We start from the raw sequence: 17,642 nt of genomic DNA, 5'->3' as shown, positions 1-17,642 counted from the left end.
ATGGGATCGGCCAAGCGATACCGCGCCGGAGATTGAGAATCGTTTCACGAATTGGGTTCAATCGTTAATTATTCGTAACATGGACTGGAACGATCTCCGCGCCTTCCTGGCCGTCGCCCAGCTCGGTAGCCTGCGCCGGGCGGCGGAGACGCTCGCCGTCACCCAGCCGACCATCGCCCGTCGGCTCCGGACTCTGGAGAGCGATCTCGGCCTGCCGCTGTTCGAGCGCGACCGCGACGGCCACCGGCTGACGGCGGCCGGGGCGGAGCTGCTGCCGGAGGCCCGGGCGGTCGAGACCGCCGCCCTGCGGTTCGAGCGGCGGTCGCACGGCGTGGTCGACCGGCTCGCCGACACCGTGCGGATCGCCGCCGGCGACTGGTCGGCCCTGTTGCTGGCCCGCGGACTCGGCGCCGGCGACGACGGTCCGCGGATCGAGTTGCTGGTCACCGGGGAAGCCTCCGCCGTCACCGGCCGGGCGCCGGAGATCCTGGTCCGCCACGGCTTGCCGCCGGCCGGCGACGGGCTGACCAGGCGGGTCGGCTCGATCGACTGCGCGATCTACGGCGCGCCCGGCTTCGCGAGCGACCGGGCGGTGCCGTTGGAGCCGGCCGATCTGGCCAGCCTGCCGTGGCTCGGCTTCGTGGAGGAGCAGCAGCACTACGTCACCATGGGCTGGCTGCGCGCGCTGATGCGCGAGCGGCCTCCCGCGGCCCGGCTGATGCGTACCGACCTGATGGTCGCCGCCGCCGTCGGCGGGGTCGGGGTCGCCCTGCTGCCGCGCTTCCTCGGTGACGCGCAGCCGGGTCTCGTGCGGCTGTCCGTTCCGATCGAGGCCCTGCGCGCCGACTACTGGGTGATCACCGGCCCGGAACTGTCGCGCAACGCCTCGGTGAGGGCCGCGATGGCGTGGATCGCCGACTGCTTTCGCCGCGCCGAGCTCGGGCCGGGCGAGGGTCGGGCCGGGCGCGGGTCGGGAGTGAGCTGCTAGGGCGCCTTCTCCCACAGGCCCCGCCTGGCGGCCCGGGCCTCCCGCTCCAGCCCGGCATAGGCCTCGCCGTCCGGTCCGGTGACCGCCCAGCCGTCGCGCACCATGGCCGCGCCCAGGTCGGCCCCGCCGGCCCGGCACTCGGCGATCCCGGGACGGAGCATTTCGCAGCGGACCCTTTGGTCCCCGACCAGGCCGCGCAGGTACTGGCGGGCGGCGGCCCCGCACAGCCACGGCAGGTTGCCGTCCAGGCATTTCTGGCGCGGCCCGGGCGCCACGATCCCGGCCAGCCGCACGGTACTGCTGTCGACCGCCAGGGTGCCGCCGTCCACCACCTCGGCCGGCCCCTCGATCACAGATGGCTCGTCGGCCCGGGCGGTTCCGGCCGCGCACAGGACCGCCAGCGCCAGCAGCGCCGGGATCGGGGACGGGCGGCAGCGGCGCATGCCGGCCCCTAGGAGCGCGCCGCGATCGCCGCGGCGGCACTGCCCATGACCACCGCGCTGATTCGGTTCGCCACCCGGCGGCGGGCCGGATCGGTGACGAAGCCCCGCAGCCGGGCGGCCAGGCCGAGGTAGAAGAAGTCGATCACCGCCAGCACCAGCAGCATGGTGGCGACCAGCTCGGCCCAGGCCAGCGGGCCGACCCGGGTCAGGTCGATGATCGACGGCAGCAGCGCCAGATAGAACACCATGATCTTCGGATTGCCGAGGGTCACCGCCAGGCCGGCCAGGAACATCCGCCACGGCCGCTCGCCCCGGGTGTCCGGCAGCGCCTCGTGGCCGGTCGGCGCCGTCCACATCTTCCAGGCCAGCCAGGCCAGATAGCCGACCCCGGCGTATTTCACGATCACGAACAGCCCGTGCAGGGTCTCGGCGATCAGGACCAGGCCGAACACCGCGAAGGACAGCCACAACGCCTCGCCGACCCACATGGCGATCACGAAGGGCAGCACGCTGCGGGCGCCGCGGGCCAGCACCTGTGCGACCAGGGCGGCCAGGCTGGGTCCGGGCGAGCCGGCGGCGAGCAGCAGCGCGCCGGCAAAGACGAGCAGGGCCGAGAGTTCCATTTCCATCCCCTTGCATGGGTCCGCGCGCCGACGGGGTCCGGCGTTGCCCGATACCATGCCGAATCGGCGCGGCGCCGGAAACCGGAATTGGCCGCCGGCCGCGTTGCGCCGGCCGCCGGGGCCCGGCTACACTCGACCGGAACGGAGACACATCTCCTTCCGGTATCCTCATGTCTGCCCTCGAATCCCGTGTCGATGCGGCTCCCTGACCGCCGTACGTTCCACAGAAGACGGCCGGGCCCGGCGCGCGACGTCGATCCCGCGCCCCTCGACCGCAGGGCATCGCTGGTTGCGCTCGCCCTGGTTCTCCTGCTCGGCCTGGCGGCGTTCCCGCTGCTCTCCGACGGCCGGGTCCTCGACAACCTCGGCGCCGGCCTGCGCCACTGGGCAGGCGTCAACCGATAGGTCCGACCATGGCCCGCATAGCGATCGGCGGCTTTCAGCACGAGACCAACACCTTCGCGCCGACCAAGGCGGGCTACGACGCGTTCACCCGCGGCGGCGGCTGGCCGGCGCTGGTCAGCGGCCCGGCGCTGTTCGAGGCGGTGCAGGGCATCAACATCTCGGTCGCCGGCTTCATCGAGGCCGCCCGGGCCGCCGGCCACGACCTGGTGCCGACCACCTGGGCCGCCGCCGCCCCCTCGGCCGAGGTCACCGACGACGCCTTCGACCGGATATCCAGCCTGATCGTCCAGGGCCTGCGCGACGCGCTGGCGGCCGGCCCGCTGGACGCGGTGTATTTGTGCCTGCACGGCGCCATGGTCACCGAGAGCCACGAGGACGGCGAGGGCGAGTTGCTGCGCCGGGTGCGCGCGGTGATCGGCCCGGACCTGCCGCTGGTCGCCTCGCTCGACCTGCACGGCAACATCACCCGGGCCTGCTTCGAGGCGGCCACCGCCTTGGTCGCCTACAAGACCTATCCGCATATCGACATGGCCGACACCGGGCGCCGGACGGCGGTAGTGCTCGATAAGGTTCTAGGTGAGGGAGTGCCATTCAAAGCATTCCGACAGCTGGATTTTCTGATCCCCTTGTCCTGGCAGTGCACGATGGCCGATCCGTCGGGCCCGATCTACGACCGGATGGCGGCGCTGGAGACCGGCGGGGTCTGGACGGCCTCCTACCTGCCGGGATTCCCGGCTGCCGACATCGCCGATTGCGGGCCGACGGTGCTGGCCTACGGGTCGACCCAGGCCGATGCCGACCGTGCTGCCGACGCGGTGGCTGCGGACGTCGCCGGCCACGAGCCGGCCTTCGCCGGCCGGATCTACCAGCCGGACGAGGCGGTCGCCGAAGCGGTTCGGCTGTCGGCCGGAGCCGCGAAGCCGGTGGTGATCGCCGACACCCAGGACAATCCCGGCGCCGGCGGCAACAGCGACACCACCGGCATGCTGCGGGCGCTGGTCGCGGCCGGGATCGAGCGCGCCGCGATCGGCCTGATCATCGACCCCGCCGCCGCCCGGGCGGCGCACGCCGCCGGAGTCGGTGCCAGCATCGAAATCGCGCTGGGCGGGCATTCCGGGATCCCCGGCGACTCGCCGTTCCACGGTCGGTTCGTGGTCGAGGCGCTGCACGACGGCAACACCACCGGCACCGGGCCGTTCTACCGCAACGCCCGCATGACCCTCGGCCCTTCGGCCTGCCTGCGGATCGGCGGGGTGCGGATCGCCGTGGCGTCGAACAAGGTGCAGATGGCCGACCAGGCGCTGTACCGCTTCGTCGGCATCGAGCCGACCGAGCAGGCGATCCTGGTCAACAAGTCGTCGGTGCATTTCCGGGCCGACTTCACGCCGATCGCCGAGGCCATCCTGGTGGCGGCGGCGCCCGGCCCGATGGTCGCCGATCCGGCACAACTGCCCTGGCACCGGCTGCGGCCCGGGGTGCGGCTGTCGCCGAACGGCCCGGTCTGGCGCGGCAGCGCCGGCGCGCTGTAGCGGTCCGCCGAACGATTGCCGGCGTGCTGCCGAGCCGGCCTCAGGGCCGGTGGCGAATGAGGCCGGGATCCGGTTCTCCCTTGCCGGGCCGGCCCGGCCACCGGGGGCGGTCGTCGCCGATCGCCAGCCAGGACGGGGCTTCGGCCGCGAAACCGTGACCTTCGGGCGCCACGGCATGCGGGTCGTCCAGCCCGGCGGTCATGACTTCCACGAGGTCCGGGCGGTGCGCGAAGTCGCAGACGACGCTGGCGCCGCAGGTCGGGCAGAACCGCCGCACGCCGCGCTCGGAGGCGCTCCACGCCACGGTCGTCCCGCCGTTGTCGCGATAGCGCTCGCGCGGCCAGATCGCCCAGGCGGCGGCCAGCCCGCCGGTGGCGCGCCGGCAGGTGCCGCAGTGGCAGAGGCCGCTGTGGGTCGGCGGCCCGGTCACCGCGTAGCGGAAGCCGCCGCACAGGCAGCCACCCTCCAGGACCGCGCCGGCCGGGACCGGCGGCGGGTCGGTGACCGGCGGACCGGAATCCTCGCCCGGGCGGAACCCCAGATGCGGGTCGACCGACAGCCAGGCGATCCGGCTCTCGCCGTGGATCTGGGTGAGGGGATAGCCGGCCTCGACGTCGTCGAGCGCGCCGACGGCGATGTCCACGTCGTCCGGCACGTCGTCATGCACGAAGGTCAGCTTGGCGCCGCACACCGGGCAGAAGCTCCGCTCGCCCTTGGCGGAGGAGCGATACAGTGCCGGCGGCTCGCCGGACCAGGCGAAATGCCGGCGCTCGACGGTGATCCAGGGGACCTCGACCGCGCCGGAGCCCTTTCGGCACAGGCTGCAGTGGCAGTGCACCCGGTGCAGCACCGGCCCCTCGGCCCGCCAGCGGGTCCGGCCGCACAGGCAGCCGCCTTCCAGCGCCCCGTCCATCAGGCCGCCTCGCGGAGCTCGCACCAGACCGGGGTGTGGTCGCTGGCCTTCGGCTTGGCCCGGGGCGCGGTATCGATGCCGGCGCCGGTCAGGCGGTCGGCGGCCCGCGGCGACAGCAGCAGGTGGTCGATCCGGATGCCCTCGTCGCGCTGCCAGGCGCCGCCCTGATAGTCCCAGAACGTGTATTTGTGCGGGGTCGGGTCGATCGCCCGGAACGCGTCGGTGTAGCCGAGCCACATGAGCTCGCGGAACGCGGCGCGGGTCTCCGGCCGGAACAGTGCGTCGCCGGCCCAGGCCGCCGGGTCGTGCACGTCGTCTTCGGTCGGGATCACGTTGTAGTCGCCGCCCAGCACCACCGGCCGCTCGCTCTCGATCAGCGCGGCGGCATGCGCCTTCAGGCGCCGCATCCAGGCCAGCTTGTAGCCGAACTTGTCGCTGTCGACCGGATTGCCGTTCGGCAGGTAGATCGAGGCCACCCGGACGCCGCCGCCGGTCCCGTCCGCCCCGACCGTCGCCTCGATGTAGCGGGCCTGCTCGTCCGCGTCGTCACCGTCGAGCCGGCAACGCACGTCCGACAGCCCGATCCTCGAAAGGATGGCGACGCCGTTGTACGACTTCTGGCCGTGCACGGCGCACTCGTAGCCGAGCCCCTGGATCTCGAGCTGCGGGAAGCCGTCGTCGACGGTCTTGATCTCCTGCAGCAGCACGACGTCGGGCTGGGCGGCCTTCAGCCAGTCCAGGACGTTGTCGAGCCGGGCCTTGATGGAGTTGACGTTCCAGCTGGCGATCTTCACGGGGGCGGCCTCCGGTGGCGGGACCGCATCGTGCCACGCCGACCCCCCGGGTCAACCCGGAGCCGGCCGACCGGGCGATCAGCCGATCGAGAACGACGTGCCGCAGCCACAGGAGGCGGTGGCGTTGGGATTCTCGACCGCGAAATACGAGCCGATCAGCTCGTCCTTGTAGTCGAGCTGGGCGCCCGACAGCAGGTCGAGCGAGACGTCGTCGACCAGGACCTTCACGCCGTCGCGCTCGAACACGTGGTCGTCGTCGTTGACGGTGTCGTCGAAATCGAACTTGTACTGGAAGCCCGAGCAGCCGCCGCCGAGCACCGCCACTCGCATCATCAGCGCGGCGCCGGCCGGCTCGTCCCGGCGCAACGCGGCGATGCGCCGGGCGGCGTTCTCGGTGACCGAGAAGCGGCGGTCCTGCAGATCGGCGTCAGGCATGTCCAGGCTCCGTTGATGGCTGCTCGTCCACGATCATCGCATATAAGTCGCGCCGGTGCCCCATTCAACGCGCTTTCGCGTTGCTGTGGCCAGGGCGAGCGGGTAGGGTCCGCGCGCCTTGCGCCGCCCGCCCGCCGCGCCGAGGTGCCCGAATCGCCGGTCCCGGACCGGGTCGGGGCCGCGCCGACCGCTCGGTGCGCGACAGGGCCGACTCGCCATGGTATGATCACCGCACTACGATGAACGTATTCAATCAGTTCCGAGAGAAGATTCAGGCAGCACTGGAAGCCCTGGCGAAGCGCGAGGGCTGGCCGGAGGGGTTGCCGTTCGAGCGTGTGACGGTGGAGCCGCCGCGCGACCCGAGCCATGGCGACATCTCCACCAACGCCGCCATGCTGCTGGCCAAGCCGGTCGGCAGCAACCCGCGGGCCATCGCCGGGCCGCTGGCCGAGGTGCTGGCCGCCCTGCCGGAGGTCGACGCCGCCGAGGTGGCGGGGCCGGGCTTCATCAACCTGCGGATCGCGCCGGCGGTCTGGCTGCAGGAGGTCGCGGCCATCCTCGCGGCCGGGCCCGACTACGGCAACTCGCCGGCCGGCGCCGGCCGGCGGGTCAACGTGGAGTACGTTTCGGCCAATCCGACCGGCCCGCTGCATGCCGCCCACGCCCGTGGCGCGGTGTTCGGCGACGCCCTGGCGGCGCTGCTGGAGAAGGCCGGGTTCGCGGTGACCCGCGAATACTACATCAACGACGCCGGCGCCCAGGTCGAGACCCTGGCGCGGTCCGCCCATCTCCGCTATCGCGAGGCGTTGGGCGAGGACATCGGGGCGTTCCCCGAGGGTCAGTATCCGGGCGAGTACCTCAAGGACGTCGGCCAGGCGATCGCCGACGCCGATGGCGACCGCTGGGTCGGCAAGCCGGAGGCCGAGTGGCTCGAGGTGTTCCGGGCCCGGGCCGTCGATCTGATGGTCGCCGACATCAAGCGCGACCTGCTCGACATGGGAATCCGCTTCGACGTGTTCTCGTCTGAGCGCGCCCTGGTCGAGGCCGGCGCGGTACAGCGCGCGTTCGACACGCTGGAGGCCCGCGGGCTGGTCTACACCGGGGTGCTGGAACCGCCGAAGGGCAAGGCTCCGGACGACTGGGAGCCGCGCCCGCAGCTGCTGTTCAAGGCCAGCGACTTCGGCGACGACGTCGACCGCCCGCTGAAGAAGTCGGACGGCTCCTGGACCTATTTCGCCAACGACATCGCCTATCACCACGACAAGTTCCTGCGCGGCTCGGAGGAACTGATCGACGTGCTGGGCGCCGATCACGGCGGCTACGTCAAGCGCATGAAGGCGGCGGTCACGGCGATCACCGGCGGCGAGGGCAGCCTGGACGTGAAGCTCTGCCAACTGGTGCACCTGTTCGACGGCGGCAAGCCGGTCCGGATGTCGAAGCGGGCCGGGACCTTCGTCACCCTGCGCGACGTGCTGGAGGCGGTCGGCCCTGACGTGGTGCGGTTCATCATGCTGACCCGGCGCAACGACCAGACCCTGGAGTTCGACTACCAGAAGGTCCGCGAACAGAGCCGGGACAACCCGGTGTTCTACGTGCAGTACGCCCATGCCCGGGCGACCTCGGTGATTCGCCACGCCGGCGAGGCGCTGCCCGGCCGCGACCTGTCGGACGCCGCGCTGGCCAAGGCCTCGCTGGCTTCCTTGACCGACCCGGACGAGCTTGGTCTGATCAAGCTTCTGGCCGGTTGGCCGCGACTGGTGGAGAGCGCGGCCGACGCGCATGAGCCGCATCGGGTCGCCTTCTACCTGGGCGAGGTTGCCGCCGCCTTTCACGGGCTGTGGAACAAGGGCAAGGAGGAGGCACGGCTGCGGTTCATCCTGGCCGACGACGCCGAGACCACGCTGGCCCGGCTGGCGCTCGTCAGGGCGACCGCGACCGTGGTGGCCTCGGGGCTTTCGGTGATGGGCGTGCAGCCGGTCGAGGAGCTGCGTGAATGAGCGATGGCCGCGACGAGGAGCTGTATGCGGACCGGTCGTTTCGGCCGGGCCCGCCGCCTGAACTGAGGGAGCCGCCGCCGCGGCGCTCGCGGGCGCTCGGCGTGTTCGTCGCGACCTTCGCCCTGGCGGCGTTCGCGGCGGTGGTCTGGTACGCCTACGACCAGGGCCTGCAGCGCGGGTCCGAGGCGACCGCGCCGCTGATCAAGGCCGACCCGAACCCCACCAAGGTGCGCCCGGAACAGCCCGGTGGCCTGCAGGTGCCGAACCAGGACAAGCTGGTCTACGACGCCATGCGGCCGAACGAGACCGGTGCGCCCAAGGTCGAGCGCCTGCTGCCACCGCCCGAGAGGCCGGTCGCCCCTCCGGCACCGCCGCAGCCGCGCGTCGCTCCGGTGGCGCCGTCGGCCGAGGCGACCGTCCCGCCGGCGCCCGAGACAGCGCCCGCCACGACCGCGCCCGCCACGCCGCCGGCCGCCGACACCGGCATTCCGCCGGCACGCATCGTGACCCCGGCGCCGACGCCCCGGATCCCGACGCCGGACGAGACCCCGCCGAGCCCGCCGGTCGAGGCCCGGGCGCAGCCAGAACCGACCCCGCCGCCGCCGGCTCCCGCGGCCGCGCCCCCCGAGGCCGCACCGGCGCCGCCGGCCGAGAATCCCGCCGTGGGCAAGCGCGACACCGCGCCGGCCCCGAGCCAGGTCGCCGCGGCCAGCCCGCCGGCCGCCAGTACGCCGGCTGCCACGCCGCCGTCCGCCCGCCCGACGCCCGGCGCCTTCCGGATCCAGGTCGGCGCGCTGCGCGAGCAGGCGGCGGCCGAGTCCGAATGGGCGCGGCTGCAGAAGCGGTTCCCCGGCGAGCTCGGGGCGCTCGAGCATCGCATCCAGAAGGTCGATCTCGGGCCCGGCAAGGGGGTATTCTTCCGCATCCAGTCCGGCGGCGTGTCGGAGGGTTCGGCCGGCGCGATCTGCGACGGGCTCAAGGCCAAGGGTCAACCCTGCATCGTGGTGAAGCCGTAGCATGCCGCGCGCCGTCATCTTCGGCTGTGCGGGGCCGGCGCTGGCCGCCGACGAGGCGGCCTTCCTGCGCGACGCCGATCCCTACGGTTTCATCCTGTTCAAGCGCAACGTCGAGACGCCGGGCCAGGTGCGGGCGCTGGTGACGGCCCTGCGCGACACCGTGGGACGCGACGCCCCGGTGCTGATCGACCAGGAGGGCGGCCGGGTTCAGCGCCTGGGGCCGCCGCACTGGCGGCGCTATCCGGCGGCCCAGTTCTTCGTGCGACTGGATGCCGTCGATCCGGCGTTGGCCGAGGAGGCGTTGCGGTTGTCGGCCGGGTTGATGGGCGCCGACCTGACCGCGCTCGGGATCGACGTCGACTGCGTGCCGCTGGCCGACGTCCGCCACCCGGGCAGCCATGACGTGATCGGCGACCGGGCGTTCGGCGAGGATCCGGCCACGGTCACGCGGCTGGCCCGCATCCAGGTCGAGGCGATGGCGGCGGTCGGCGTGACCGGGGTCCTCAAGCACCTGCCGGGGCATGGCCGCTCGATGGTCGACAGCCATGCCGAGCTGCCGCGCGTCGAGGCCGACCGGGCCACCCTGGAGGCCGTGGACTTCCCACCCTTCGCGGCCCTGGCCGGCGTGGTGCCCTACGGCATGACCGGGCATCTGCTGTTCACGGCGATCGATGCCGACCGGCCGTCGACTCTGTCCCCGGTGGTGATCTCCGAGGTCATCCGCGCGGGCATCGGCTTCGACGGGCTGCTGATGACCGACGACCTGTCGATGGCGGCGCTGGGTGGACCGCTCGGCCGTCGGGCCGGCAAGTCGCTGGCGGCCGGCTGCGACCTGGCCCTGCACTGCAACGGCCGGATGGCCGAGATGATCGAGGTCGCCGACGCGGTCGGCCCATTGGCCGGACCGGCACTGGCGCGCGCCGAGCGGGCCGATGCCGAGCGTCGGCGCAACACCGCCGGGGCGACGCCGCCGCCGGGCGACGCCGCTGAACGGCTCGACGCCCTGCTGGCCCGGGTCGGGACGGTCTGATGGACGGCAGCGAGATCGCCGGCCTGATCCGCGGCGCCACGGTCTGGATCATCCCGGTGATCCTGGCGATCACCCTGCACGAGGCGGCCCATGGCTGGGCGGCCTCGCGCCTGGGCGACCCGACCGCCCGGCTGATGGGGCGGGTCACCCTCAACCCGCTGGCCCATATCGACCCGTTCGGCACCCTGGTGCTGCCGGCGCTGCTGCTGATCATCAAGGCACCGTTCCTGTTCGGCTACGCCAAGCCGGTCCCGGTGAACTTCTCGCGTCTGAACAACCCGCGGCGCGACATGGCGCTGGTGGCTCTGGCCGGACCGGCCTCGAACGTGCTGCTGGCGGCCATCGCCGCGCTGCTGTTCCACCTGGTCGACCTGGTGCCCGACGGCGCGGTCGAATGGGTGACCGAGAACCTGCGCAACCTGTTCCTGCTCAACCTGGTGCTGGCGGTCTTCAACATGCTGCCGATCCCGCCGCTCGACGGCGGACGCATCCTGGTGGCGGTGCTGCCGGACCGGCTCGCCTGGAAGGTCGCGCGGCTCGAACGGGCCGGGCTGTTCGTGGTCATCGCCGTGCTGTTCCTGCTGCCCTTCATGGCGGCCCAGCTCGGGGTTACACTGGATGTGGCGCGCACCCTGATCTGGACACCGGTCGAGACGCTCGCCTCGGTGATCATGACGGTCACCGGCCACTGAGCACGGACGGCGATTTGGCGACCCACGACCCGTTCGAGAGCCCGGAGCCCGAGTACCGGCGGCGCGAGCCGGTACAGCTGTCGCTGTTCCTGAACCTGGACGGGTTCGAGGGGCCGATCGACGTGCTGCTGACCCTGGCGCGCGACCAGAAGGTCGACCTCACGCAGATCTCGATCCTGCAGCTCGCCGAGCAATACCTGGTGTTCATCCGGGAGGCCCAGGTGCTGAACCTGGAGCTGGCGGCCGACTACCTGGTGATGGCGGCCTGGCTGGCCTACCTGAAGTCGCGGCTGCTGCTGCCGGTCGAAGAGGGCGAGGAGGAGGAGCAAGACCCGGCGGCCCTGGCCGAGGCGCTGCGGTTCCAGCTGCAGCGGCTGGAGGCCATGCAGGAGGCCGGCACCCGCCTGATGGCGCTGCCGCAGCTCGGGGTCGACGTGTTCGGGCGCGGCGCGCCGGAGAACCTGTCGGCACGCTTCCGGTCGGTGTACGACGTCACGCTCTACGACCTGCTGCGGGCCTATGCCGACCACAAGGTGCGCGAGCAGGGCCAGACCCTGACGATCGCCGCCACCGACCTGTATGCGGTCGAGGACGCCATCGAGCGGCTGCGCGGGCTGGTCGGTCGGGTGCCCGAATGGCGGACCCTGTTCAGCTTCCTGCCGGAGTTCCTGAAGGGCTCGCTGGTGCTGCGCTCGGCAGTGGCGTCGACCTTCGTCGCCAGTCTGCAGCTGGTGAAGGACGGCGAGGCGCAGCTCCGCCAGGAGGGCACCTTCGGGCCGATCTGGCTGCGCTCGCCCTCCGAAGGGTCGTCCTCCGGCGGTCCGTCCTCCGGCGGTCCGTCCTCCGGAAACCGGGCATGACCGACGCCGCCCCCGACATGCCGGATCTCCTGGCCGAGGAGGAGCGGCGGCGCTGGCTGCGGTTCGTCGAGGCGGTGCTGTTCGCCAGTACCGAGCCGGTGGACGAGACCGTCCTGCGCCAGAGGGTGCCCGAGCCGATCGACCTGCAGTCGATCCTCGCCGAGCTTGCCGAGACCTACGCCGAGCGTGGGGTGACGCTGGTCCGGAACGGGACACGCTGGGCGTTCCGGACCGCCCCGGACCTTGGCGGCATGCTGCGCACCGAGCAGGCGGTCCGCCGCAAGCTGTCGCGCGCCGCGGTCGAGACCCTTGCGATCATCGCCTACCACCAACCGGTGACCCGGGCCGAGGTCGAGGAGATCCGGGGCGTGGCGCTGTCAAAGGGTACCCTCGACACCTTGCTGGAGGCCGGCTGGATCCGGCCGCGCGGCCGCCGGGAGACCCCGGGTCGGCCGCTGCAGTGGGGCACGAGCGCCGCGTTCCTCGATCATTTCGGGCTGGGCGACATCAAGGAGCTGCCCGGTCTCGACGACCTCAAGGCCATGGGGCTGCTGGACAAGCGCAGCGGCCTGACCAGCATCGCGATGCAGCAGGACGACCTGCTGGAGGAGCCGGAGGAGCAGGCCGAGCAGCTCGACTTCCTGCCCGACGACGGGGTCGGGGACGAGTGACCGGCTCCGGTCCGAGGCTGTGCCAGGGTGTCGCCTTGCGGCCGGGCCGGCGCGCCTGTATCTCACCCGAATGACCGCGACCGCCTTGAAAGCCGATGCCCTGAAGGCCGATGTGCCGGCAGCCCTGCACATGGAGGGGATTCGCCACCGGTACGGCCGCGTATCCGCGGTCGACGGGGTGTCGGTCTCGGTCGCGCCGGGCGAGGTGGTCTGCCTGCTCGGCCCGTCCGGCTGCGGCAAGACCACGGTCCTGCGGATCGCGGCCGGACTGGAACAGCTGCAGGAGGGCGTCATCCGGCTGTCCGGCGTCACGGTTGCAGGCGTCGGCGTCGAGGTCCCGCCGGAGCGTCGCGGGGTCGGCCTGGTGTTCCAGGACTACGCCCTGTTCCCCCATCTCGACGTGCTCGAGAACGTCGGTTTCGGGCTGTCCGGCTGGACCGCGGCCGACCGGCGCTCGCGGGCCGAGGAGGTGCTGCGGCAGGTCGGCATGATCGACTATGCGCGGTCGTTTCCGCACGAGCTGTCCGGCGGTCAGCAGCAGCGCGTGGCGCTGGCCCGGGCGCTGGCACCGCGGCCGCGGGTGGTGCTGCTGGACGAGCCGTATTCCGGCCTGGACGCCCGGCTCCGCGACCGGGTCCGCGACGAGGTGCTGCATATCCTGAAGGCCAGCGGATCGGCCTGCCTGATGGTGACCCACGATTCCGAGGAGGCGATGTTCATGGCCGACCGGATCGCGGTGATGCGCGACGGCCGGATCGTTCAGGAGGGCACGCCGGTCGAACTCTACTGCGAGCCGGTGGACGCCTTCGTCGCCTCGTTCTTCGGCGAGGTGAACCGGATCGACGGTGTGGTGCGCTCGGGCTCGATCGAGACCCCGATCGGCATCGTCCCGGCCCGCGGTCTGCCGGAAGGCACCGCGGCGACCGTGGTGGTCCGGCCGGAAGGCGTCAAGATCCAGCCCTGGGCGCCGGTCTATTCCGACGACCCCGGCGGCGTGGTGGAGCAGGCGCGGCTGCTGGGCCGGACCAGCCTGGTGCATATGACGATCACCGCGCCGGCACAGCCGGATCGCTCGATCCACCTGCACGCCCGGGTGCCCGGGGTCTATCTGCCGAAGCCGGGCGCACGGGTCCGGATTCAGGTCGATCCGACACAGACCTTCGTGTTCGGGGACTGACACACCATATGAGTTTTCGATGGTGTTTGCGTTGCGGCACGCGGCGTCGGTCGCGTATAGTCCGCCGCGTCAAACGGGGGCGTAACGGGATTTCGGAGCATAACGATGGGTAGCTTCAGCATTTGGCACTGGCTGGTGGTTCTCGCCGTCGTGCTTCTGCTTTTCGGTGGAAAAGGCAAGATCTCCGCGCTCATGGGCGACTTCGGCAAGGGCCTGAAGAGCTTCAAGCAGGGCGTGAAGGGGGACGAAGCCGACGAGGACGAAGGCCAGCAGGCCAGCCGCTCGGTGACGGACGACAGCGCGGCCACGAAGCCGGCCGGCAAGTCCGACCAGGCCGTGAAGGGCTGAGAGGGCTTCAACCGCTCTTTTTCCTAGGCCTGGGGCGCCCGGTCGGGCGCGAGGATCACGATGTTCGATTTGGGTTGGCAGGAGTTCATCCTGATCGCGCTTGTGGCTGTGATAGTCGTAGGCCCGAAGGATTTGCCGCGGGTCGTCCGCACCGTCGGGCAATGGATCCGCAAGGCCCGGTCGCTGGCATCCGAGTTCCAGGGCAGCCTGGAGGAGATGGCGCGCGAGTCCGAGCTGGACGACGTCCGCAAGTCGATCCAGGAGGCCTCGCGCGGCGGTGTCGGGGCGTCGATCGAAAAGCATGTCGACCCGGACGGCGAGATCCGCCGCAGCTTCGAGGAGGCTCGCGATTCGTCGGGGGCCGCCGAAATCGAGCAGGCGGTCGACGAGGCGCGGCGCGACACCAAGGCGCTGGCGACTGCCGACGAGCCGCGCAGCCAGGATAGCCCGGCGGCCCCGGCGGTAGAGCCGAAACCGGCTGCAGGGGCGAAACCGGCTGCAGAGGCACCGGCCAAGCGGGCCGCAGCCAAGACCACTTCGGCCAAGAGCCCGACTTCCAAGAGCGCCGCGGCCAGGAGCACGGCGTCCAAGGCGCCTGCGAAGGCCGCGACCACCAAGGCGGCGGCCGCCGCGCCCGCGGCCGCGAAATCCACTGCGCCGGCGAAGCCGGCCGCCGCGAAGCCGAAGCGGGCGACCCGCAGGCCGGCCACCGGCCCCGCCGGGGAGGCCTGACCGATGGCCGACGGGACCCACGAGCCGGACGATCTCGAAGGCGGCAAGATGCCGCTTCTCGACCACCTGATGGAGCTGCGTCAACGGCTGGTCGTGTCGTTCTCCGCCTTCATCCTGTGCTTCTTCGTGGGGTACTGGGCGGCCGAGCCGATCTTCACCTTCCTGGTGCAGCCGCTGGCCGACATCACCGCCGGGCAAGAGGGCCGGCGGATGATCTACACGGCGCTGCACGAGGCGTTCTTCACCTACATCAAGGTCGGGTTCTTCTTCGCGGCCTGCGTGTCGTTCCCGATCGTCTCGCTGCAGATCTGGAAGTTCATCGCGCCCGGGCTCTACAAGCACGAGCGTCGGGCGGCGATCCCGTTCATGGTCGCGACCCCGATCCTGTTCACGATGGGCGCGGCGATGGTCTACTACATCGTGGTGCCGCTGGCCTGGCAATTCTTCCTCGGGTTCGAGCATCCCGGCGGCAACGGCGACCTGCCGCTGGTGCTGGAGCCGAAGGTCGACCAGTACCTGTCGCTGGTGATGCGGCTGATCTTCGCGTTCGGCGTCGCCTTCGAACTGCCGGTGCTGATCGTGCTGCTCGCCAAGGTCGGCATCGTCAGCGTCGAGGGCCTGCGGGCCAAGCGCAAATACGCCATCGTCATCGCCTTCGTCGCTGCCGCGATCCTCACCCCGCCGGACGTCATCAGCCAGGTGATGCTCGCCGTGCCGATCATCGTGCTCTACGAGATCTCGATTCTGTGCGCCCGCCTGATCGAGAAGAAGCGCGAGGAGGCCCAGGCACCCGAAGGTCCGTAGCCGGACGCCGGGTGTCGGCGGGCGGCTCGCTGGACCGCGGCCGGACGGCTACGTATAAGGGCGGGCACCGCAACACGGATCCGACGACCCGGCCATGCATGACATCCGACGCATAAGAGAGGACGGCGCGGCCTTCGACGCCGGCCTCGCCAAGCGCGGCCTCGCCCCGATGGCGGAGACCGTCCTGGCCCGCGACGCCGACTGGCGGCGGGTGACGACCGAGCTGCAGCAGGCCCAGCAGCGCCGCAACGAGGCGTCCAAGCAGATCGGGCTCGCCAAGCGCAACGGCGAGCCCGCGGACGCGCTGATGGCCGAGGTGTCCGAGCTCAAGGACCGCATGGCCCGCCTGGAGGAGGACGAGCGCCGGCTCGCCGCCGAGGTCGAGGAGGTTCTGGCCGGGATCCCGAACCTGCCGGGCGACGGCGTACCGGTCGGCGCCGACGAGGATGCCAACGTCGAGGCCCGCCGGGTCGGCACGCCGCGCGACCGCAATTTCTCCGCGCGCGACCACGTTGCGATCGGCGAAGGACTCGGCCTGATGGACTTCGAGGCGGCGACCCGCCTGTCGGGGGCCCGCTTCGTCGTCCTGAAGTCGCAGCTGGCGCGGCTGGAGCGCGCCCTGGCCGCCTTCATGCTGGACATCCACACCGGCGAGTTCGGATACACCGAGGTTCAGCCGCCCCTGCTGGTCCGCGACCAGGCGCTGTACGGCACCGGCCAGCTGCCGAAATTCGCCGAGGACCAGTTCAGGACCACCGACGGCTTCTGGCTGATCCCGACTGCCGAGGTGCCGCTGACCAACCTGGTGGCCGACCAGATCCTCGACGAGGAGGAACTGCCGCTGCGGTTCACCGCCTATACCCCGTGCTTCCGTTCGGAGGCCGGCTCGGCCGGGCGCGACACCCGCGGCATGATCCGCCAGCACCAGTTCGGCAAGGTCGAGCTGGTGTCGATCGCGCATCCCGACAGTTCCGGCGAGGAGCACGAACGCATGACGGCCTGCGCCGAGACCGTGCTGAAGCGGCTCGACCTGCCGTACCGGGTGATGGTGCTGTCGACCGGCGACATGGGGTTCTCGGCCCACAAGACCTACGATCTGGAGGTCTGGCTGCCCGGCCAGGACGACGGCAAGGGACGGTACCGGGAGATTTCGTCCTGCTCGGTCTGCGGCGACTTCCAGGCCCGGCGCATGAAGGCGCGGTTCCGACGCAAGGGCGAGAAGGCGACCGAGTTCGTGCACACCCTGAACGGCTCCGGCCTGGCGGTCGGGCGTGCCCTGATCGCGATTCTGGAGAACTACCAGGAAGCCGACGGGTCGGTGACGGTGCCGGAGGCGCTGCGCCCGTACCTGCGGGGCCTGGAGCGGATCGAGCGCGCGCAATGACGAGCTGGAACTGGCCACTGGACCTGTCGGCCGCCCGCATCCTGCTGTCGAACGACGACGGCATCGAGGCGCCGGGCATCAAGGTGCTGGCACGGATCGCGGCGGCGCTGTCGGACGACGTCTGGACCGTGGCGCCCGAGACCGAGCAGAGCGGGGCAGGGCATTCGCTGACCCTGCGCCGGCCGCTGCGCATCCGGAAGCTCGAGGAGCGGCGCTATGCGGTCGACGGCACCCCGACCGACTGCGTGCTGCTGGCGATCAACGAGATCCTGAAGGACCGCAAGCCGACCCTGGTGCTGTCCGGCATCAACCGCGGCGGCAACCTGGGCGAGGACGTCACCTATTCGGGGACCGTCGCGGCCGCCATGGAAGGCACCGTGCTGGGGGTTCCGTCGATCGCGCTGAGCCAGGAATACCCGGTCGGCGGGCCGGTCCCGTGGGAGACCGGAGAGCTTCTGGCTCCCGACCTGATTCGCCGGCTCTGCCAGATCGGCTGGCCACGCAACTCGCTGATCAACGTCAATTTCCCGGCGGTCGCGCCGGACCGGGTGACCGGTATCCGCGCCGCCAACCAGGGCCGCCGCAAGATCGGCGACCAGATCGTCACCGGCCGCGATCCGCGCGGGGCGCCGTACTACTGGATCGGCAGCATGCGGACCGAGGACCCGACGGTCGCGGGCACCGACCTGAACGCCGTGCACTCGAACGCCGTCGCGGTCACGCCGATCGACATGAACATGACCGATCACCCGACGCTGACCAAGCTGGCCGAGACCTTCCATTGAGCCACGACGAGGCCCG

At 71.5% G+C, this 17,642-nt stretch carries 20 protein-coding genes; 15 read left to right on the top strand and 5 right to left on the bottom strand.

Annotated elements, in window-relative coordinates; translation table 11 throughout:
* Nucleotides 1-79 precede the first annotated feature (79 nt).
* Nucleotides 80-988, top strand: coding sequence for a LysR family transcriptional regulator (locus RIC31_RS25005; RefSeq protein ID WP_350114678.1), 909 nt, complete (start codon nucleotides 80-82; stop codon nucleotides 986-988).
* On the opposite strand, the gene RIC31_RS25000 is transcribed toward RIC31_RS25005, so the two are convergent.
* Both RIC31_RS25000 and RIC31_RS24995 read right to left on the bottom strand, forming a co-directional pair.
* Nucleotides 985-1,431, bottom strand: coding sequence for a thermonuclease family protein (locus RIC31_RS25000; protein ID WP_350114675.1), 447 nt, complete (start codon nucleotides 1,429-1,431; stop codon nucleotides 985-987). The two genes, RIC31_RS25005 and RIC31_RS25000, sit on opposite strands and share 4 nt — an antisense overlap.
* Nucleotides 1,432-1,439: 8 nt before the next feature.
* Nucleotides 1,440-2,054 (bottom strand): LysE family translocator, encoded by a 615-nt coding sequence (locus tag RIC31_RS24995; RefSeq protein ID WP_350114673.1) that lies wholly within the window; start codon nucleotides 2,052-2,054, stop codon nucleotides 1,440-1,442.
* Nucleotides 2,055-2,249: 195 nt separating this feature from the next.
* On the opposite strand from RIC31_RS24995, the gene RIC31_RS24990 reads away from it, so the two are divergent.
* Together RIC31_RS24990 and RIC31_RS24985 are read left to right on the top strand one after the other, a co-directional pair.
* Nucleotides 2,250-2,459, top strand: coding sequence for a hypothetical protein (locus tag RIC31_RS24990; protein WP_350114670.1), 210 nt, complete (start codon nucleotides 2,250-2,252; stop codon nucleotides 2,457-2,459).
* A gap of 8 nt (nucleotides 2,460-2,467) precedes the next feature.
* The gene (locus RIC31_RS24985) at nucleotides 2,468-3,988 is read left to right on the top strand and encodes a M81 family metallopeptidase (RefSeq protein ID WP_350114667.1); all 1,521 of its coding nucleotides are present in this window, start codon (nucleotides 2,468-2,470) and stop codon (nucleotides 3,986-3,988) included.
* Nucleotides 3,989-4,028: 40 nt separating this feature from the next.
* Here RIC31_RS24985 and RIC31_RS24980 read toward each other — a convergent pair whose 3' ends face one another.
* From RIC31_RS24980 to erpA, 3 genes are all read right to left on the bottom strand, one after another.
* The gene (locus RIC31_RS24980; protein WP_350114664.1) at nucleotides 4,029-4,901 is read right to left on the bottom strand and encodes a GFA family protein; all 873 of its coding nucleotides are present in this window, start codon (nucleotides 4,899-4,901) and stop codon (nucleotides 4,029-4,031) included.
* Nucleotides 4,901-5,695, bottom strand: coding sequence for an exodeoxyribonuclease III (locus tag RIC31_RS24975; RefSeq protein ID WP_350114661.1), 795 nt, complete (start codon nucleotides 5,693-5,695; stop codon nucleotides 4,901-4,903). The genes RIC31_RS24980 and RIC31_RS24975 overlap by 1 nt, the downstream gene beginning before the upstream one ends.
* A 78-nt stretch (nucleotides 5,696-5,773) precedes the next feature.
* Nucleotides 5,774-6,130 carry an iron-sulfur cluster insertion protein ErpA gene (gene erpA, locus RIC31_RS24970; RefSeq protein ID WP_350114658.1) on the bottom strand — a complete coding sequence of 119 codons (357 nt, stop codon included), beginning with the start codon at nucleotides 6,128-6,130 and terminating at the stop codon, nucleotides 5,774-5,776.
* A 239-nt stretch (nucleotides 6,131-6,369) separates the two neighbouring features.
* On the opposite strand from erpA, the gene argS reads away from it, so the two are divergent.
* The 12 genes from argS (at nucleotide 6,370) to surE (ending at nucleotide 17,626) form a co-directional block, all read left to right on the top strand.
* Entirely contained in the window at nucleotides 6,370-8,127 is a 1,758-nt protein-coding gene (gene argS / locus RIC31_RS24965) for an arginine--tRNA ligase (RefSeq protein ID WP_350114655.1), read from the top strand.
* Nucleotides 8,124-9,143, top strand: coding sequence for an SPOR domain-containing protein (locus RIC31_RS24960; protein WP_350114652.1), 1,020 nt, complete (start codon nucleotides 8,124-8,126; stop codon nucleotides 9,141-9,143). Before argS ends, RIC31_RS24960 begins: the two co-directional genes overlap by 4 nt.
* A 1-nt stretch (nucleotide 9,144) precedes the next feature.
* Entirely contained in the window at nucleotides 9,145-10,173 is a 1,029-nt protein-coding gene (gene nagZ / locus RIC31_RS24955) for a beta-N-acetylhexosaminidase (RefSeq protein ID WP_350114648.1), read from the top strand.
* Nucleotides 10,173-10,865, top strand: a complete 693-nt coding sequence (locus tag RIC31_RS24950; RefSeq protein WP_350114645.1) for a site-2 protease family protein — start codon at nucleotides 10,173-10,175, stop codon at nucleotides 10,863-10,865. Before nagZ ends, RIC31_RS24950 begins: the two co-directional genes overlap by 1 nt.
* 14 nt (nucleotides 10,866-10,879) lie before the next feature.
* Nucleotides 10,880-11,725, top strand: coding sequence for a segregation and condensation protein A (locus tag RIC31_RS24945; RefSeq protein WP_350114642.1), 846 nt, complete (start codon nucleotides 10,880-10,882; stop codon nucleotides 11,723-11,725).
* Entirely contained in the window at nucleotides 11,722-12,396 is a 675-nt protein-coding gene (gene scpB, locus RIC31_RS24940; RefSeq protein ID WP_350114639.1) for an SMC-Scp complex subunit ScpB, read from the top strand. Before RIC31_RS24945 ends, scpB begins: the two co-directional genes overlap by 4 nt.
* Nucleotides 12,397-12,466: 70 nt before the next feature.
* Nucleotides 12,467-13,573 (top strand): ABC transporter ATP-binding protein, encoded by a 1,107-nt coding sequence (locus RIC31_RS24935; RefSeq protein WP_350114637.1) that lies wholly within the window; start codon nucleotides 12,467-12,469, stop codon nucleotides 13,571-13,573.
* Nucleotides 13,574-13,678: 105 nt separating this feature from the next.
* Nucleotides 13,679-13,921: a twin-arginine translocase TatA/TatE family subunit gene (locus tag RIC31_RS24930; protein ID WP_350114635.1), complete on the top strand. Its 243-nt coding sequence runs from the start codon at nucleotides 13,679-13,681 to the stop codon at nucleotides 13,919-13,921.
* A gap of 60 nt (nucleotides 13,922-13,981) precedes the next feature.
* A complete protein-coding gene (tatB, locus tag RIC31_RS24925; RefSeq protein WP_350114632.1) occupies nucleotides 13,982-14,653 on the top strand; it encodes a Sec-independent protein translocase protein TatB in 672 nt (223 codons plus the stop codon).
* 3 nt (nucleotides 14,654-14,656) lie between these two features.
* Entirely contained in the window at nucleotides 14,657-15,457 is an 801-nt protein-coding gene (gene tatC, locus RIC31_RS24920) for a twin-arginine translocase subunit TatC (RefSeq protein ID WP_350114629.1), read from the top strand.
* Between the two features lie 94 nt (nucleotides 15,458-15,551).
* Nucleotides 15,552-16,841, top strand: a complete 1,290-nt coding sequence (serS, locus tag RIC31_RS24915; RefSeq protein ID WP_350114626.1) for a serine--tRNA ligase — start codon at nucleotides 15,552-15,554, stop codon at nucleotides 16,839-16,841.
* Nucleotides 16,838-17,626: a 5'/3'-nucleotidase SurE gene (surE, locus tag RIC31_RS24910; protein ID WP_350114623.1), complete on the top strand. Its 789-nt coding sequence runs from the start codon at nucleotides 16,838-16,840 to the stop codon at nucleotides 17,624-17,626. The genes serS and surE overlap by 4 nt, the downstream gene beginning before the upstream one ends.
* The last annotated feature ends 16 nt before the right edge of the window (nucleotides 17,627-17,642 follow it).

It is taken from the genome of Thalassobaculum sp., assembly GCF_040219615.1.
Taxonomy (GTDB): Bacteria; Pseudomonadota; Alphaproteobacteria; order Thalassobaculales; family Thalassobaculaceae; genus Thalassobaculum_A.
Note: the sequence above shows the minus strand (reverse complement) of the source record. Positions and strands in the feature narration are given on the sequence as shown.

Excerpts from the sequence above, each read along its gene's own strand:
- surE (WP_350114623.1), top strand. The coding sequence starts at position 16,838 with ATGACGAGCTGGAACTGGCCACTGGACCTGTCGGCCGCCCGCATCCTG.
- tatB (WP_350114632.1), top strand. The coding sequence starts at position 13,982 with ATGTTCGATTTGGGTTGGCAGGAGTTCATCCTGATCGCGCTTGTGGCT.
- RIC31_RS24995 (WP_350114673.1), bottom strand. The coding sequence starts at position 2,054 with ATGGAACTCTCGGCCCTGCTCGTCTTTGCCGGCGCGCTGCTGCTCGCC.
- tatC (WP_350114629.1), top strand. The coding sequence starts at position 14,657 with ATGGCCGACGGGACCCACGAGCCGGACGATCTCGAAGGCGGCAAGATG.
- RIC31_RS24950 (WP_350114645.1), top strand. The coding sequence starts at position 10,173 with ATGGACGGCAGCGAGATCGCCGGCCTGATCCGCGGCGCCACGGTCTGG.
- argS (WP_350114655.1), top strand. The coding sequence starts at position 6,370 with ATGAACGTATTCAATCAGTTCCGAGAGAAGATTCAGGCAGCACTGGAA.
- RIC31_RS24960 (WP_350114652.1), top strand. The coding sequence starts at position 8,124 with ATGAGCGATGGCCGCGACGAGGAGCTGTATGCGGACCGGTCGTTTCGG.
- nagZ (WP_350114648.1), top strand. The coding sequence starts at position 9,145 with ATGCCGCGCGCCGTCATCTTCGGCTGTGCGGGGCCGGCGCTGGCCGCC.
- RIC31_RS24990 (WP_350114670.1), top strand. The coding sequence starts at position 2,250 with ATGCGGCTCCCTGACCGCCGTACGTTCCACAGAAGACGGCCGGGCCCG.
- serS (WP_350114626.1), top strand. The coding sequence starts at position 15,552 with ATGCATGACATCCGACGCATAAGAGAGGACGGCGCGGCCTTCGACGCC.
- scpB (WP_350114639.1), top strand. The coding sequence starts at position 11,722 with ATGACCGACGCCGCCCCCGACATGCCGGATCTCCTGGCCGAGGAGGAG.
- RIC31_RS24985 (WP_350114667.1), top strand. The coding sequence starts at position 2,468 with ATGGCCCGCATAGCGATCGGCGGCTTTCAGCACGAGACCAACACCTTC.
- RIC31_RS24980 (WP_350114664.1), bottom strand. The coding sequence starts at position 4,901 with ATGGACGGGGCGCTGGAAGGCGGCTGCCTGTGCGGCCGGACCCGCTGG.
- RIC31_RS24935 (WP_350114637.1), top strand. The coding sequence starts at position 12,467 with ATGACCGCGACCGCCTTGAAAGCCGATGCCCTGAAGGCCGATGTGCCG.
- RIC31_RS25005 (WP_350114678.1), top strand. The coding sequence starts at position 80 with ATGGACTGGAACGATCTCCGCGCCTTCCTGGCCGTCGCCCAGCTCGGT.
- erpA (WP_350114658.1), bottom strand. The coding sequence starts at position 6,130 with ATGCCTGACGCCGATCTGCAGGACCGCCGCTTCTCGGTCACCGAGAAC.
- RIC31_RS24930 (WP_350114635.1), top strand. The coding sequence starts at position 13,679 with ATGGGTAGCTTCAGCATTTGGCACTGGCTGGTGGTTCTCGCCGTCGTG.
- RIC31_RS25000 (WP_350114675.1), bottom strand. The coding sequence starts at position 1,431 with ATGCGCCGCTGCCGCCCGTCCCCGATCCCGGCGCTGCTGGCGCTGGCG.